This is a genomic window from Pseudomonas sp. LAMO17WK12:I1 (genome assembly GCF_900177315.1).
Lineage (GTDB): Bacteria > Pseudomonadota > Gammaproteobacteria > Pseudomonadales > Pseudomonadaceae > Aquipseudomonas > Aquipseudomonas marginalis.
In genome coordinates this window covers 402,324-418,988 of record NZ_FWZV01000003.1, presented here as the reverse complement: position 1 = coordinate 418,988, position 16,665 = coordinate 402,324, and the positions used below count along the sequence as shown (strand labels likewise).

12 protein-coding genes and 1 pseudogene are annotated in these 16,665 nt (G+C 62.9%); 3 read left to right on the top strand and 10 right to left on the bottom strand.

Annotation, left to right across the window (positions count from 1 at the left end; translation table 11 throughout):
* The first annotated feature begins 63 nt into the window (after positions 1–63).
* Positions 64–990: a GGDEF domain-containing protein gene (locus B9N88_RS07030; RefSeq protein WP_027603964.1), complete on the top strand. Its 927-nt coding sequence runs from the start codon at positions 64–66 to the stop codon at positions 988–990.
* 21 nt (positions 991–1,011) lie between these two features.
* On the opposite strand, the gene B9N88_RS07025 is transcribed toward B9N88_RS07030, so the two are convergent.
* The 7 genes from B9N88_RS07025 to B9N88_RS06995 all read right to left on the bottom strand — a co-directional run bounded on the left by B9N88_RS07025 (position 1,012) and on the right by B9N88_RS06995 (position 8,710).
* Positions 1,012–1,782: a TenA family transcriptional regulator gene (locus tag B9N88_RS07025; RefSeq protein WP_222935384.1), complete on the bottom strand. Its 771-nt coding sequence runs from the start codon at positions 1,780–1,782 to the stop codon at positions 1,012–1,014.
* A gap of 78 nt (positions 1,783–1,860) precedes the next feature.
* Positions 1,861–4,323: an EAL domain-containing protein gene (locus tag B9N88_RS07020; protein WP_027603962.1), complete on the bottom strand. Its 2,463-nt coding sequence runs from the start codon at positions 4,321–4,323 to the stop codon at positions 1,861–1,863.
* A 71-nt stretch (positions 4,324–4,394) separates the two neighbouring features.
* A complete protein-coding gene (locus B9N88_RS07015) occupies positions 4,395–6,197 on the bottom strand; it encodes an ABC transporter ATP-binding protein (RefSeq protein WP_027603961.1) in 1,803 nt (600 codons plus the stop codon).
* Entirely contained in the window at positions 6,190–6,792 is a 603-nt protein-coding gene (locus B9N88_RS07010) for a DsbA family protein (protein WP_169898031.1), read from the bottom strand. The genes B9N88_RS07015 and B9N88_RS07010 overlap by 8 nt, the downstream gene beginning before the upstream one ends.
* Before the next feature lie 36 nt (positions 6,793–6,828).
* Positions 6,829–7,770 carry an oxygen-dependent tRNA uridine(34) hydroxylase TrhO gene (locus B9N88_RS07005; RefSeq protein WP_027603959.1) on the bottom strand — a complete coding sequence of 314 codons (942 nt, stop codon included), beginning with the start codon at positions 7,768–7,770 and terminating at the stop codon, positions 6,829–6,831.
* A 118-nt stretch (positions 7,771–7,888) separates the two neighbouring features.
* Positions 7,889–8,185 (bottom strand): BolA family protein, encoded by a 297-nt coding sequence (locus B9N88_RS07000; RefSeq protein ID WP_027603958.1) that lies wholly within the window; start codon positions 8,183–8,185, stop codon positions 7,889–7,891.
* Positions 8,186–8,191: 6 nt separating this feature from the next.
* Positions 8,192–8,710, bottom strand: coding sequence for a DUF2059 domain-containing protein (locus B9N88_RS06995; RefSeq protein WP_003236690.1), 519 nt, complete (start codon positions 8,708–8,710; stop codon positions 8,192–8,194).
* Positions 8,711–8,902: 192 nt separating this feature from the next.
* Between B9N88_RS06995 and B9N88_RS06990 the strand changes: the two genes are divergently transcribed.
* Positions 8,903–10,285, top strand: a complete 1,383-nt coding sequence (locus B9N88_RS06990; RefSeq protein WP_027603957.1) for a class II fumarate hydratase — start codon at positions 8,903–8,905, stop codon at positions 10,283–10,285.
* Here B9N88_RS06990 and B9N88_RS06985 read toward each other — a convergent pair.
* The 3 genes and pseudogenes from B9N88_RS06985 to pap all read right to left on the bottom strand — a co-directional run bounded on the left by B9N88_RS06985 (position 10,282) and on the right by pap (position 14,525).
* Positions 10,282–11,238, bottom strand: a pseudogene (locus B9N88_RS06985) (DMT family transporter). The gene B9N88_RS06990 and the pseudogene B9N88_RS06985 overlap by 4 nt on opposite strands.
* Positions 11,239–11,362: 124 nt before the next feature.
* On the bottom strand, positions 11,363–12,547 hold the full coding sequence (locus tag B9N88_RS06980; protein WP_027603956.1) for a thiolase family protein: 1,185 nt from the start codon (positions 12,545–12,547) through the stop codon (positions 11,363–11,365).
* 463 nt (positions 12,548–13,010) lie between these two features.
* A complete protein-coding gene (pap, locus tag B9N88_RS06975) occupies positions 13,011–14,525 on the bottom strand; it encodes a polyphosphate:AMP phosphotransferase (protein ID WP_027603955.1) in 1,515 nt (504 codons plus the stop codon).
* 141 nt (positions 14,526–14,666) lie between these two features.
* On the opposite strand from pap, the gene mnmC reads away from it, so the two are divergent.
* The gene (mnmC, locus tag B9N88_RS06970) at positions 14,667–16,661 is read left to right on the top strand and encodes a bifunctional tRNA (5-methylaminomethyl-2-thiouridine)(34)-methyltransferase MnmC2/FAD-dependent 5-carboxymethylaminomethyl-2-thiouridine(34) oxidoreductase MnmC1 (protein ID WP_027603954.1); all 1,995 of its coding nucleotides are present in this window, start codon (positions 14,667–14,669) and stop codon (positions 16,659–16,661) included.
* Positions 16,662–16,665 lie beyond the last annotated feature (4 nt).

The window sequence follows — 16,665 nt, the reverse complement described above, 5'->3', positions numbered from 1 at the left end:
GCCTGGCATTTGCCACTCTCATCCAGCCTGTAAGACAGCTAAGTGCTTAGAGGCCGTTTGCTTATGAAAACCCCCACCCAGACCAACGCAATTGACTTCGACAGTGCAAAATTGCAACGCCTGGGCTTTGGCCAACCCGCCCTCCTGCCACGTCGCCCCACCACCCTTGTCCAAACTCGCCAGCAACTGGGCATGCAACTGCAGACCAGCCTGGAACCGCAGCGCATCCTTGCCGTGTTCTTCCGTGAGGTCCAGCATCTGGTGCCCCTGGACGCCCTGCAGTACCGCCACGACGCCAGTGACCTGCGCCTGGAGTTCGGCCAACGTGGCCACCACTCGGTGAGCTACAGCCTGAGCCACGAAGGCGAGCACCTCGGCGAGCTGGTCTTTCGCCGCAACCAGCGTCTGCTGGAAGAGGAACTCGGCCAGCTCGAATCACTGCTGTCGACCCTGCTCTACCCGATGCGCAACGCCCTGCTCTACCGCGCCGCCACCCGCAGCGCCCTGCGCGACCCATTGACAGAAACGGGCAACCGCATTGCCATGGACCAGACCCTGCAACGGGAAATCGACATGGCGCGCCGGCACCTGAACCCGCTGTCCCTGCTGATGCTGGACATCGACCATTTCAAGACCATCAACGACACCCACGGCCATGCGGCCGGCGATAACGTATTGCGCGCCGTCGCCGGGGCAATCAAGAGCCAGTTGCGGAACGTGGACATGGTGTTTCGGTTTGGCGGGGAAGAGTTTCTGATCCTGCTGTCCAACACCGGCCGGGATGCGGCGGCCATGGTCGGTGAACGCCTGCGCCAGGCGGCACAGGCCCAGGACTATTGGGCGGATGGCACACGGATCGAATTGACGGTGAGCCTCGGTTGTTCGACCTTGCTGGCCGCCGAGTCGGCCGAAAGCCTGTTGCGTCGCGCCGACAGCGCCTTGTACGTGGCCAAGCGCGAAGGCCGCAATCGCCTGGCAATGGCGGGGTAAAACCCCGCCATCCCCGTTACATCACGCTTCGCTGGCGACCCGCAGCGGGCGCTCACGCACGGCAGCGCTCGCCGGTTTTTCTTTCTCCAGGCGCATGCAACTTTCCAGGAACAGATACATGTAGTCGTAGCTCTTGCATACGGCCTGGCGCAGCTCTGCCTGCAGTGCCCTGGTCGGGTTCATCCCGGCCAGGGTGCAGATGATTTCCAGGGCTTCCCAAGGATGGGCATCGTCGTACTGGGCGTGCATCTTCAACCACTTCATCGCACGCTTGCGGTCTTCCTCGGGAAAGGCTGCCGCATACACGCCGGTGGAGCACACCACCGCCGACCATTCCCCCGTCGCCCCCTCGATCGCATAGTTGGTCGCGGCAATGGCCACGATCAACGAATCGGCCGAGCTGGTGTGCCAGCACCAGTGGCTCAGCGCATGCAACTCCGGCGGCACGTCCTGGGCCTGCAGTTCTTCGAGGCTGACGCCATGGGCACGCGCCCAATGCACCCAATAGTCCGCGTGGTTCAGCTCCACGCGGATATTGCGCATCAACCAACGGCGCGCCATGTCTTCCCCCGGATGGCGGGCAAACTTGGTTTTGGTGAGGTTCTGTGCCATGTACAAGGCAAACTGTTCCACCACGGGCCAGCCACCGATCAGGTAGTGACGCATGGTCTTGGCGCTGAGCGTGTTGTCACGCATGCGTTGGTACAGTTCGTGTTCGACAACCCGGCGCTTGCTCTCGCTGCAGTCCTGGATCAATTGCTGAGCCCAGGCGGGGTAGCTTGAGGCTTCCATAAGCGGGCCGGTTCTGCTGAATGTGTCGATCACTATTAAGGCTCCTTTTTAAGTGTGATTTACAGACCGGCGAATGTTTCAGCGGAATGTGCCGGGCGCCCTGAATAACAGAGGCTGCGGCCGCACGGGTCGACACTGCAAGCTATCGAAGGTAAACAATTGCGGTCGTTCAATCAGGTAGCCCTGAGCGTAATCCACACCAATATCGAGCAGGGCCTGTTCGATTTGCGGTGTTTCAACAAACTCGGCAATTGTGCGCTTACCCATGACATGGCCGATGTGATTGATCACTTCAACCATCGCGCGGTTAATCGGGTCGTCCAGCATATCCTTTACGAAACTTCCATCGATCTTCAGGAAGTCTACAGGTAAATGTTTGAGATAAGCGAATGAGGACATTCCGGCGCAAAAGTCATCCAGCGAAAAATGGCAACCTAAGGCCTTGAGTTCATTAATAAAGCGGATGGCACTGCCCAAGTTCGCAATGGCGCTGGTTTCGGTAATTTCAAAACAGATCATGCCGGGCGGAATAGCGTAGGTATGAAATTTCTCTCGCAGGAATCCGAGAAAGTCATCATCGCCAATCGTTATACCTGACAGATTGATCGCACACAGGGCCATGGGACGGCCCGGACGCTCTTTAATGCAACGGGCAATAATCTCAAATACATTCTCCACCACCCAACGGTCCAGGGACGTCATCAAACCATAGCGTTCGGCGGCCGGGATAAAGCTGTCCGGCAGGATTACACGCCCTGCCTCATCGTGCAGACGCAGCAGTATTTCGATATGCCCATTGCCGCCGTCGGTATGCCCGAGGGGGGAAATTTCCTGGGAGTACAGGCAAAAGCGGTTCTCCTCAAGCGCCATGTGCAGGCGCTGCACCCAGGCCATCTCGCCAAAGCGCAGGGACAGTTCGGAGTCGTCGGCGTGGTACACCTGCACGCGGTTGCGGCCTTTTTCCTTGGCCATGTAGCACGCCATGTCGGCGGCACGCAGCGAGGCTTCCAGGGTGGTCGGGGTGCTGGCAATGTGTACCAGGCCGATACTCACGGTGGTCATGAACGGCCGCCCCTTCCATACGAAATGCAGACTCTGCACGGTATGGCGCAGGCTTTCGGCGATTTTTTCCGCCACCGCCACCGGGCAGTTCTCCAGCAGGATGCCGAATTCATCGCCGCCCAGGCGCGCCAGGGTGTCACCTTCGCGCAGGTCCGATTGCAACAGCGCGCAGATGTGCCGCAACAGTTCGTCGCCTGCCGCATGGCCGCAGGTGTCGTTGACCAGCTTGAACTGGTCCAGGTCCAGGAACATCAACGCATGCCGCCCGGCCTGCGCCTGCCCTGCCGGGTGCAGCACCTGCTCCAGGCGATACTCGAATTCGCGGCGGTTGGCCAGGCCGGTCAGCGCATCGTGGGTCGCCTGCCATGACAGATTGGCGATGTACTGGCGCTCCTGGGTCATGTCATGCAGCACCAGCACCGCGCCCGAGACCTTGCCGGCGCTGCGGATCGGCGCGCCCACCAGGGTGACCGAGACCGTGCTGCCATCCAGGCGCTGGATCGTCTTCGAATGCTCGCTGCCGCCGCTGAGCTGGCCCTTGACGATGTGTTCGATCAGGGTGAAGCCATCCGGCTGTGCGTGGTCTTCCAGCAACTTGAACAACGCTGCCAGGGGCTGGCCCTGGGCCTGCGCCGAGTGCCAGTGAGTCAGCGCCTCGGCCGCCGGGTTCATATAGGTAATGGCACCGTCGACGTCGGTGGTGATCACCCCGTCGCCAATCGACTCCAGGGTGATCTGCGCCCGCTCCTTTTCTTCCTGCAAGGCATCGGCGAAGGCATGGCGCTGGGCCAGCAGCTTATGGGTGCGCAACAGTGCCAATACGATCAGGCCCAGGGCCGTCGCCAGGTTCGTGATGACCAGCAGCCGCAGAATCATGCGCGAACCTTCGCCGAGAGCATCGCTGAAGGCCTTGGCGGCGGGTGTCACGCCTTCGTTGATGGCGATGATATGCGCCTTCCACTGGCGCACATCGTTGGCGCCGATCTGGTCGTGAATGATCGCCTGGTGCATCTCGCGGGCCAGGTCATCCAGTTGAAGCAGGTAACCATCGCCTACGGTCCACAGTTGGATGGCTTTTTCCAGGTAGCTGAAATGGCGAAAGTTGAGGTACAGCCAGATCAGGCTGGAGACATCATCCGGGTGGTTGCCCCCCTTGAGGATACCCAGGCGGGCTGCGGCAAGGTCGGGCACGGGACGGTCAAGGGCAATGCGCAGTTCGTGCCCGCCCTGGGGCACGGCAATGGCCTGCTGGTACTTGAGGTACGTGCCGGCGTCGTGATTATCGGCGTAGAGCGTCAGGTAATAGATGGCGTCCTTCTGGCCCTTGGACCACAGGCTCTCGCCGGCCACGTAACCACGCACGGCCGAAAGCACGTAGAGACTGACACAGCCCAATAATGCCTGGAACAGCACCACGGCGATAAATGGCCAGACAATGCCCAACAACCGGGGCGTTCCTAAAGTCCGCTTTTGCTTCATGAAGTCCCTTGCACATGCACTGCTGGATACGCACGCGAAAACCCGCTTCCGATAGCTCAGCCTAGGCTAAATCAACGTACCTGTTGCAAGTGTCCATACAGTTTGGCGTACAGCCCGCCATCGGCAATCAGCTGCTGATGGTCACCATCCTCGGCAATGTGACCGCCGTCGAACACCAAGACTCGATCCGCCTGCTTAACAGCCGACAGACGGTGGGCGATGATCAGTGTAGTACGCCCGCTGAGGAACCGTGCCAGCGCCTGGTGCAGGTTGTACTCGGTGGCGGCGTCCAGGGCTGAGGTTGCTTCGTCGAGTATCACCACCTTGGGTTCGGCCAGGACCATGCGCGCAATTGCCAGGCGCTGGCGCTGCCCACCGGAAAAACGCACCCCGGAACGCCCCACCACGCTGTCCAGGCCCAAGGGCAGTGCCTTGACGGTAGCATCCAACTGGGCGATTTCCAGTGCCTGCCAACAGGCCTGGTCGCTGCGCTCCCGGCCCATGGTCAAGTTGGCGCGCACGGTATCGTTGAACAGCGCCGGGTGTTGCAGCACCACCGCAACGTGCTCGCGAAGGGTCTCCAGGCCAATCTCCTGCTGGGTGGCACCGCCAAACCGGATACTGCCCGCCTGGGGTGTGTAGAGCCCGAGCAACAATTGCACCAGGGTGCTTTTGCCACCGCCACTGGCACCGACGATCGCCACCTTCTCACCGGGCGCGATGGCCAGGTTCAACTGGTCGAGTACCAGCTCTTCGCCGTAGCCGAAGTCCAGGCCGCGCACTTCGATGCCCACGGTGTCGTGCCCGGTGAACGGATCAGCACCACCGGCATATTGCGGCTCATCGGCACGCGCCAGCAGTTCGTTGATCCGCGTCAGCGCCCCGCCTGCCGCGTAGTAGGCGTATTGCAGGTTGAGCAGTTGCTCCACCGGGCCGATCATGAACCAGAGGTAGCTGAACACCGCGAGCATCTGGCCGATGGACAGGTCGGAAAACAGCACGGTAAGCATCGCCGCCGCACGGAAGATGTCGATACCGAACTGGAACAGCAACCCACTGGCGCGGCTCGAAGCGTCGGTTTTCCATTGCGAATGAATGGCGTAGTCACGCACTTCCTGGGCCCGCTGGCCGAGGCGCCCGAGGAAAAAGCCCTGGCGGTTGCCGGCGCGCACTTCCTGGATGGCATCCAGGGTTTCGGTCAGGGCCTGGGTAAAGCGCGAGGTGCTGTCGTTTTCCAGCTTCTTCAGGTGCTTGACGCGCTTGCCCAACTGCACCGTGGCGTAGATCACCAACGGGTTGAACAGCAGGATCAGCAGCGCCAGTTGCCAATGCATCCACACCAGGATCGCCGAGGTACCCACCAGGGTCAGCATGGCCACCAGGAAACGGCTGAGGGTTTCACCGACAAACTTGTCCAGCGTATCCAGGTCGGTGACCAGGTGGGTGGTGACGGTCCCGCTGCCCAGGCTTTCGTACTCGCCCAGGGAGATGCGCTTGAGCCGCTCGATCAGGCGCACGCGGATGCGGTACACGATGTCCTTGGCCAAGCGCGCAAACAACCGCGCCTGCACCACGTTGAACAGCAGCGCGCCACAACGCAGAAACAGCGTCACCAGCAGCATCAGGCCGATATAGCCGGCCGCCTTCTGCCAACCCAGGGGCAGTGCGTGGTTCATCACCTTGAGCGCGGCATCGCCGTGTCCCAACAGCACTTCATCCACCAGCAACGGCAACAGCAAGGGAATCGGCACGCTGCACAGGGTCGCCAGCACGGCGACGCCATTGGCGATCCACAGGGACTTCTTGTGCCGCAGGGCCAGGCGGCGAATTTCCGCCCAGGTCAGTCGGTCGGTACGGGGTGACTGATCATGCACAGGTCGCTCGCTCCAGCCATCGCCCCAACAACGGTGACAGCTCGGACAGCGGCTGGTAGCCGTTGGTCAGCAACGCCAACTGGCCATTACGCTCGGCAAGCAAGGTCGGAAACCCGGCGATCCCCAGGTCCTGGACCCAGGTGAAGTCAGCGGCGGTCGCGGCATGCTGCTCGGCACGGTCGAATGCGCCGGCAAACTCGATGCGCGGGATGCCTGCCTTTTCAGCCAGTTCCACCAGCACGCTGGCGAGGGTCACGTCGCGGCCCTCGACATAAAACGCGCGCTGAATCAGCCCCAACAGTGTCCAGGCGCAATCCGGCGCCAGGCTGCGCGCGGTGACGATGGCACGGCAGGCAGGCTCGGTGTCATAGACAAAGCCGTCGGGCAACGCGCCATCGCGCTTGAACGGCTGGCCGGTGGCGTCGGTGACCGCCTGCCAGTGCTCGAGGATGTAGCGCCGCGTGGTCGGTTCCAGTGCCGCGCCGCTGCCGGTGCGCAAGCCGCCCACCACCAGGTGCACGTCCACGCCGGCCGCCTGGGCCTGCTCGACCAGCGCCTGCGCCACCGGGGCAAAGCCCCAGCACCAGGAACACATCGGGTCCATCACATAGAGCAGGCGCGCGGGCATGGGTCAGGCCTCGGAAGGGGTTTGCTTGTAGTTGAAGCCAATCGGGTGCGGCATATTGCGGGCCTTGGCCAGCTCAATCTGCTTTTGCCGGTCGATCGCGCTGCGACGGGTTTTCTCCGGCAGCTTATCCCAGCAATGGGGGCAACTGATGCCAGCCACATAGTGTTCGGATGCGCGGTCGGAGGCGCTCACCGGTGTGCGGCAGGCATGACATTGATCGTAGTCGCCTTCGCTCAGGTCGTGGCGCACAGTGACGCGATTGTCGAACACAAAGCAGTCGCCCTGCCATTTGGTTTCTGCCTGCGGCACCTCTTCGAGGTACTTCAGGATGCCGCCCTTGAGGTGGTAGACCTCATCGAAACCTTCGCTGAGCATGTAGCTCGACGCCTTCTCGCAACGAATGCCGCCGGTGCAGAACATGGCGACCTTCTTGTGCCTGGCCGGGTCGAAGTTGGCTTTGATATAGGCGGGAAATTCGCGAAAACTGGTGGTTTTCGGGTCGATTGCGCCTTCGAAGGTGCCGATCGACACTTCGTAGTCGTTGCGGGTGTCGATCAACAGCACCTCGGGGTCGCTGATCAGCGCGTTCCAGTCCTGCGGGTCGACATAGGTGCCGACTTTCTTGTTCGGGTCGACGCCTTCGACGCCCAGGGTCACGATCTCTTTCTTGAGCTTGACCTTGGTGCGGTAGAACGGCTGCTCATCGCAGTACGACTCTTTATGGTCGATATCGTCCATGCGCGGGTCGTTCTTCAGCCAGGCCATCAGGCCATCAATGCCTTCGCGGCTGCCGGAAACGGTGCCGTTGATACCTTCTTCGGCGATCAGCAAGGTGCCTTTGATGCCGTTGTCGACCATCGCCTGCAGCAGTGGCTCGCGCAGGGCGACGTAATCTTCGAGGGTGACGAACTTATACAGTGCCGCCACGACAATCGGTTGAGTCATGGGTGTTCTCTCCAGGTGGCTACCCTCGTAAGGGGTGAACCGGATGCAAAAAAAACGCGCCGGCTGAGCGGCGCGCTGCGGATTCTAGCAAATGCGGGGTGTCAGAGACACCCGCGTATCAGCCATGCCCGCCGGCGCAGGTCGGCGAGGCCGGGGCTGCGTCGATTTTCGCCCATTCTTCGGGCGTGTAGGTATGCAGCGCCAGCGCATGAAATTCGCTCATCAGGTCACCCAGGGTGGCGTAGACCTTCTGGTGGCGCTTGACGCGGTTAAGCCCCTCGAACTGCTGGCTGACCAGCACGGCCTTGAAGTGGGTCTGCAACCCACGGCTGTGCATATGGCTTTCATCCAGCACGCTCAAATGCTCCGGGGCCAGGGCGGCGAGCGCCGTTTCGATACGCTGTTGCATGGTCATTCCTGCTTACTTCTTCTTCGCCGGTGCGGCAGCTTTTGGCGTCAGCTCGTTGGTCATGTCTTCCAACAGCTTGTTGACTACCGGCACGGCGCTTTCCAGCTTGGCCTGGGTCATCTGGGCCGATTGCTGGGTCAGTTGCGGCATTTTTTCCAGGACTTTCTTGCCCAGTGGCGACTGGTAGAAGGCAACCAGGTCCTTGAGCTCGGATTCGCTGAAGTTGGTGGTGTAGAGCTTGACCATGTCCGGCTTCAGCTTCGGCCAGCCGATGGCCTGGTCCAGGGCGGCGTTGGCCTTGGCCTGGTAGCTGTCCAGTACGGACTGCTTGGCGGCAGGCGCCTTGGTCTGTTCGAAACGCTGGGCGAACATTTGCTGCACTTGCATGTACACCGGGGTACCCAGCTTGTCGGCATGGGCCAGGGTAAGGAAGGCTTCGGCACTGGCGTTGTGGCTGGCGGTATCGGCAAAAACCTGGCCGCTGGCGCAAACCAGAGCAACCGCGGTACAGATGGCACGAAGACGAGTCATCGAGTTTCCTTTTCTAGCAGGCGAGGTAAGACCCCAAGGGCGCCCATTCTGCGCCTAAAAAACGCTGCGGCTCAACCCCGGGCCTTACCGGGCGCGGATTGCAGTGAATGAATCCGATGAAAAGTCTTTTAGGGAACCCCCCAGGCCGATCAGGGCCTAAACTGCGCAAACGAACCTGAAGGAGAGTGCCCGATGAGCCGTATCGAAACCGACAGCCTGGGAGACGTGGAAGTCCCGGATGACGCTTACTGGGGCGCCCAGACCCAACGTTCGCTGGTGAATTTCGCCATCGGCGAGCAGCGCATGCCCCTCGCGGTACTGCACGCACTGGCCCTGATCAAGAAGGCCGCCGCCCGGGTCAACGACCGCAACGGCGACCTGCCCGCCGACATCGCCCGCCTGATCGAACAGGCCGCCGACGAAGTGCTCGATGGCCAACATGATGACCAGTTCCCACTGGTCGTCTGGCAAACCGGCAGCGGCACCCAGAGCAACATGAACGCCAACGAGGTCATCGCCGGCCGCGCCAACGAGCTGTCGGGCAAGCCCCGTGGCGGCAAGAGCCCGGTACACCCCAACGATCATGTGAACCGCTCCCAAAGCTCCAACGACTGCTTCCCTACGGCCATGAGCATTGCGGCGGTGCAAGCGGTGCACCAGCAATTGTTGCCGGCGATCAATACGCTGTCCGGCGGCCTCGCGGAGTTGTCGGCGCGGCATGCAAAGCTGGTGAAGACGGGCCGCACCCACATGATGGACGCCACGCCGATCACCTTCGGCCAGGAACTCTCGGCGTTTATCGCCCAGCTCGACTACGCCGAACGGGCGATCCGCAGCGCCCTGCCCCAGGTATGCGAGCTGGCCCAAGGTGGCACGGCGGTGGGCACCGGGCTCAATGCCCCCCATGGCTTCAGCGAGGCGATTGCTTCGGAATTGGCCGCCTTGTCCGGCCTGCCCTTCGTCACCGCGCCGAACAAATTCGCCGCACTGGCCGGCCATGAACCGATCGTGACCCTGCACGGCGCCCTGAAAACCCTGGCCGTGGCCCTGATGAAAATCGCCAACGACCTGCGCCTGCTGGGCTCCGGCCCGCGTGCCGGCCTTGCCGAGGTGAAACTGCCGGCCAACGAGCCCGGCAGCTCGATCATGCCCGGCAAGGTCAACCCGACCCAGTGCGAGGCGCTGTCGATGCTGGCCTGCCAGGTGCTGGGCAATGACGTGACCATCGGCATCGCGGCGAGCCAGGGGCATTTGCAGTTGAACGTGTACAAGCCGGTGATCATCCACAACCTGCTGGAATCGATCCGCCTGCTGGCCGATGGCTGCAATAACTTCCAGGAGCACTGCATTGCCGGCCTCGAACCCGACGCCGGGAAAATGGCCGAGCACCTGGAGCGCGGGCTGATGCTGGTCACCGCGCTCAACCCGCACATCGGCTATGACAAGTCGGCAGAGATCGCCAAGAAGGCCTACGCCGAAGGCTTGACCCTTCGGGAAGCGGCGCTGGACCTGGGCTACCTCACCGACGCAGAGTTCGACCAGTGGGTACGCCCGGAAAACATGCTGGGTGCCTAGGACGCCATGCGTAGCCGCCGGGCCTTGAGCCCGGCGAGCAACGACGGCGCCAGCGCCACCGCCGCCGACCCCAGCACCACCACCAACGCGCCGAAATAGCCCAGGGCATTGATCTCTTCGGCCTGTACATAGTCCGGCCACAGTCATGCCGCCAACGCCACCGCGACAAAGGTCACCAATGGCGTCAGGGCCAGGGTCGCGCTCACCCGCGAGGCTTCCCAGTGGGCCAGGGCCTCGGCGAATGCACCATAAGCCACCAGTGTGTTCATGCAGCACGCCAGCAACAGCCAGCCTTGCAGCGGGCTCAGTTGCAGGGCCTCCAGCGGATGGGCCCACGGCGTCAGCAGCACGGCGCACGACAGGTAGATCACCATCATCACTTGCAGCGAATTCCACACGGTCAGCAACTGCTTCTGTCCCAGGGCATAGAACACCCAGACCGAAGTCGCCAGCAGGATAGTCAGCACGCCGGCGGTGTAGGCGCCAAGGGACGTCAGCAACTCTTCCAGGCGTTGGTTGAAGAACAGCCCGAAGCCGATGATCAGCACCACCAGGCCCACGCTCTGCCCGACGCTGAAACGTTCCTTGAACACAAACACGCTGGCGATCATCAGGAAGATCGGGCCCATCTGCACCACCAGTTGCGCGGTGCCGGGGCTGAGCAGTTTCAGGCCCACCAGGTACAACACGTAGTTACCCACCAGGCCGCACACCGCCATCGCCACCAGCCAGCCGCCCCTGGGGCCGAGTACTTTACGACTGGGCAGGCGCCTGGTCGCGGCGAGGTACACGAACAGGCAACTGCCGGCCACCACCAGGCGAAACCAGGTGACCGTGATCGGGTCCATGACCTGCAACACTTGCTTGAGCTTGATCGGCAGAATGCCCCAGAGCAGCGCGGTCAGCAGGGTCAGGAGAAAACCGTAGACCCAGCGGCCGGAAGAGATGTGCATGAGTGCCCCAGAAGCCAGAGGAAGTGGAGCGGGCATTCTAGGGGGAAGTGAGCGAATTGGGATACGCCGCCGTTCAAATGTGGGAGGGGCAAGTCGAATCGTCGCACTGCCCCTCCCACACTTATCAGCGCACGGCTTCGAACAGCCCCGTGGCGCCCATGCCGCCGCCCACGCACATGGTGACGATGCCATAACGCACATTGCGCCGTTGCAGCTCACGCACCAGGTGCCCCACCTGCCGCGAGCCGGTCATGCCGAACGGGTGGCCGATGGAAATCGAGCCGCCGTTGACGTTGTACCTGGCGTTATCGATGCCCAGGCGATTGCGCGCATACAGGCACTGCGACGCAAAGGCCTCGTTGAGTTCCCACAGGTCGATGTCCGCCACCTGCAAGCCCCGCGCCTTGAGCAGCTTGGGCACCGAGAACACCGGGCCGATGCCCATCTCATCCGGCTCGCAACCGGCCACGGTGAAACCGCGGAAAAACGCCTTGGGCTTGAGCCCCAGTGCCAGGGCTTTTTCCAGGCTCATCACCAGAGTCATCGAGGCACCGTCGGAGAGCTGCGAGGAGTTACCCGCCGTCACCGAGCCGTCTTCGGCAAATACGGGCTTCAACCCAGACAGGCTGGCCAACGTAGTGTCCGGACGGTTGCAGTCATCGCGATCAACCACGCCGTCGAGGATCTGCACGGCACCGGTGTTCTTGTCCTCGACCTTGTACTTGACCGCCATCGGCACGATTTCATCATCAAACAAGCCCTCCGCCTGGGCCTGGGCGGTGCGTTGCTGGCTTTGCAGGGCGTAGAGGTCCTGTTCTTCGCGGCTGACGTCATAGCGGCGGGCGACGATTTCCGCGGTCTGGCCCATGGGGAAGTAAATGCCCGGCACCTGCTCCTTGAGCAGCGGGTTGATCAGGTTATCGGTGTTGACGCTTTTCATGGTCAGGCTGATGGACTCGACGCCCCCGGCAACGATGATGTCGCTGCAACCCGACGCGATCTGGTTGGCCGCAATCGCAATCGCCTGCAAGCCCGACGAGCAGAACCGGTTGAGGGTCATGCCCGCCGTACCGGTGCCCAATTGCGACAGCACGGCCACGTTGCGCCCGATGTTGTAGCCCTGGGCGCCTTCGTTGGAACCCGCGCCGACGATGCAATCCTCGACGCTGGCCGGGTCGATGCCGTTGCGGGTCAGCAGTGCGTTGACGCAATGGGCCGCCATGTCATCCGGGCGGGTCTGGTTGAACTTGCCGCGAAAGGATTTGGCCAAGCCGGTTCGCACGCTGTCGACGATCACTACTTCACGCATGGGCTACCTCGATCTTGTCGTTGTGGGGAGATGGATCGAGGATAGATCCAGGCCTGCCCCACCGCGACGATCATTCACCCGGCGTATACAAAAGCATGGTGACGGACATAAACCTGTTGCGGGGCGGGCCTGTTGTGGCAAGCGGGCCGGTTGTGGTGAGCAGGCTTGTTGTAGTCAGCAGGCCTGTTGTGGTGAGGGGGCCTGTTGTGGTGAGCGGGCTTGTTGTGGTGAGCGGGCTTGCCCCGCGCTGGGCTGCGAAGCGGCCCTGACCAAGGCGCCGCGTTATTTCAGGCAGACCTTATTGGCTGGTTTTGGGGCCGCTTCGCGCTCCAGCGCGGGGCAAGCCCGCTCACCACAACAAGCCCCCTCACCACAACAAGCCCGTTTGCCACAACAGGCCTGCTCACCACCACAGCCCCGCTCGCCACAGAGGGCGGCACCCTGAACAACACCAGGCCAGTGGTTATTTCTTTTTCTTCTTGTCGTGCTTGTCGGACTTGGCGAACGCTTCCTCCAGGGCAAGGTTGATGGTGCGCAACACCTTGACCCGCGCCCAGCGCTTGTCGTTAGCCTCCACCAGCGTCCACGGCGAGACCTCGGTGCTGGTGCGGTCGACCATATCGCCCACGGCGGCGCGGTAGTCGTCCCATTTTTCGCGGTTGCGCCAGTCGTCTTCGGTGATCTTGAAGCGCTTGAAGGGGATTTCCTCGCGGGCCTGGAAGCGTTCCAGTTGGGTCTGCTTGTCGATGGCCAGCCAGAACTTGACCACGATCACACCGGCGTCGCGCAGTTGCTCTTCGAAGTCATTGATCTCGCCATAGGCGCGCATCCAGTCGGCCGTGGTACAGAAGCCCTCGATACGCTCCACCAGCACGCGGCCGTACCACGAGCGGTCGAACACGGTGAACTTGCCCCGCGCCGGGATCTTCTGCCAGAACCGCCACAGGTACGGCTGGGCGCGTTCATCCTCGGTGGGCGCGGCAATCGGCACGATGTGGTACTGGCGCGGGTCGAGCGCGGCCGCCACCCGACGGATCGCCCCGCCCTTGCCCGCCGCGTCGTTACCTTCGAAGACCGTCACCAGCGCGTGCTTGCGCATGCGCTTGTCGCGCATCAGGCCGGAGAAGCGCGCCTGCTCGGTAATCAGCTGTTCTTCGTAATCGTCCTTGTCCAGGCTCAAGGTCATGTCGAGGCTGTTGAGCAGGCTCATCTGGTCGACGGCCGAGGGCAAGGGTGCCGGGTTCATGCCGCTGGCCTTGCCCTTGGGCAGCTTCAGGGCGTTCTGCAGGCCTTCGAGCAGGATCTTGCCCACGGTGAGGCTGCGGTAGTTGGCGTCGACGCCTTCAATCACATGCCAGGGCGCGTAATCGCGGCTGGTACGGCGCAGGATGCGCTCGCCGAAATGCACGAACTTGTCGTAGGTCTCGGATTGCTGCCAGTCCAGCGGGCTGATGCGCCAACTGTGCAACGGGTCGTCGGCCAGGGCCTTGAGCCGTGCCTTCATTTGCTTCTTGGACAGGTGGAACCAGAACTTGAAGATCAGCGCGCCTTCATCGCAGAGCATCTTCTCCAGGCGCTCGGCGCCGGCGATGGCCTGGTCGAGCCGCGCATCCTTGATCTCGCCGTGCACCCGGCCTTGCAGCATCTGGCTGTACCAGTTGCCGAAAAAAATGCCCATGCGGCCTTTGGCGGGCAGTTGGCGCCAGTAGCGCCAGGCCGGGGGGCGGGCCAGTTCTTCGTCGGTCTGCTGGTCGAAGGTGCGCACCTCGATCAGGCGCGGGTCCATCCATTCATTCAGCAGTTTGACCGTCTCACCTTTACCGGCGCCTTCGATGCCGTTGATCAGGATGATCACCGGGAAGCGCTTTTGCTGTTGCAACTCGTACTGCACCTCCAGCAAAGCCTCGCGCAGGGCGGGCACTTCGGCCTCAAAGGTGTCTTTGTCGATGGCGTGACCGATTTCGGCAGATTCGAACATGGGCGGCTCCGTTCCAGAAGTGAGCAAGACTAGCGGATTGGGCAACAACGCGCGGGAGGAAATTCCACCTGGGCTTGCCGTGGGTCAATTCAAAGCCTGTTGATCGGCTAGAATGGCCGCCTTGCCTTTACCGAGCCGCCCATGAACCCCGTAACCCACGCCCAGCTCGACTGGGATGATCAAGGTCGCCCGCACTCGCGGGTGTTCGACGACGTGTATTTCTCCGACCAATCGGGCCTGGACGAAACCCGCTATGTGTTCCTGCAACAGAACCGCTTGCAGGAGCGCTTCGCCGCACTGCCGGCGGGCGGGCGGTTGGTGATTGGCGAAACCGGCTTCGGCACCGGCCTGAATTTCCTCTGCGCCTGGCAGTTGTTCGAGCAACACGCCGTAGCCGGTGCACGCCTGCATTTTGTCAGCGTGGAAAAATACCCCCTGAGCCACGCCGACCTGCAACGCGCCCTCGCCCTCTGGCCCGAGCTCGCGCCGTTCGCCGAGCAATTGCTGGCGCACTACATCGCCATTCACCAAGGCTTCCAGCGCCTGGTGCTGGATAACGGCCGCGTCACCCTCACGCTGCTGATCGGCGATGCCCTGGAACAGTTGCCGCAACTGGATGCGCAGATCGACGCGTGGTTTCTCGACGGCTTCGCCCCGGCAAAAAACCCCGAGATGTGGAGCGCCGAACTGTTTGCCGAGCTGGCACGCCTGGCGGCCCCGGGTTCGACCATCAGCACCTTCACCAGCACCGGCTGGGTGCGCCGGCTGATCAACGCCGCCGGTTTCAAGATGAAGCGTACGCCGGGCATCGGCCACAAGTGGGAAATCCTGCGCGGGGAGTTTCTCGGCTGGCCGGCCGAGACCCCGGCACCGGCCGCCGCCAAGCCCTGGTTCGCCCGCCCCTCCATGCCCAATGGCGAGCGCCGTGCCCTGGTGATCGGCGGCGGCCTGGCCGGCTGCGCCAGCGCGGCCAGCCTGGCGGCGCGGGGTTGGCAGGTCAGCCTGTTGGAGCGCCATGGCGGTCTCGCCCAGGAGGCCTCCGGCAATCCGCAAGGGGTGCTTTATCTCAAGCTGTCGGCACACGGCACGGCGTTGTCGCAGATGATCGTCAGCGGGTTCGGGTACACCCGGCGCCTGCTGGAGCACCTGCAACGCGGCGTGGAGTGGGACGGCTGCGGCGTGCTGCAACTGGCCTTCAATGCCAAGGAGGCCGAACGCCAGGCGCAACTGGCCCAGGCATTCGCCCCGCAGCTGCTGCATCTGCTGGATAAGGCTCAAGCCCAGGCTCGCGCCGGGGTGGGCCTGGAACAGGGCGGGCTGTTTTTCCCCGAAGGCGGCTGGGTGCATCCCCCCGCGCTGTGCCAATGGCAGGCGCGCCAGCCAGGTATCGGGGTGCTGGCCCATCATGAGGTGCTGGACCTGCGCAAAGTCGACGGCCACTGGCAGGCCTGGGACGGCGATCGGCTGCTGGCCAGCGCCCCCGTGGTGGTGCTGGCCGGGGCGGCTGAGGTCAAACGGTTTGCCGCCAGCGCCGAGTTGCCCCTCAAGCGGATTCGCGGGCAGATCACCCGCCTGCCCCAGACCACCGCCAGCCAGGCCCTGGCCACGGTGGTGTGTGCCGAGGGCTACGTGGCGCCGGCTCGCCTGGGCGAACACACCCTGGGGGCCAGCTTTGATTTCAACAACGATGACCTCACCCCTACCGCCGCCGAGCACGCCGGTAACCTTGAGCTGCTGCAAGAGATTTCCCCGGACCTGGCCCAGCGCCTGCACGCCGCCGACCTTGCCGCAGAGACCCTGGAAGGCCGCGCCGCCTTCCGCTGCACCAGCCCGGACTACTTGCCGATTGTCGGGCCCCTGGCCGACAGCCTGGCGTTCGCCCAGGCCTACGACGCGCTGCGCAAAGACGCCCGCTACACACCGCAGGCTGCCTGCCCGTGGCTGGACGGCCTGTACATCAACAGCGGCCACGGCTCCCGGGGCCTGATCACCGCGCCGCTGTCCGGCGAGTTGCTGGCGGCATGGCTGGACAACGAACCGCTGCCCCTGCCCCGCAGCGTGGCCGAGGCCTGTCACCCGAATCGCTTTGCAGTGCGCGGGTTGATTCGCAGCAACGCTGCAAAAACGACCCCGTAGGCCG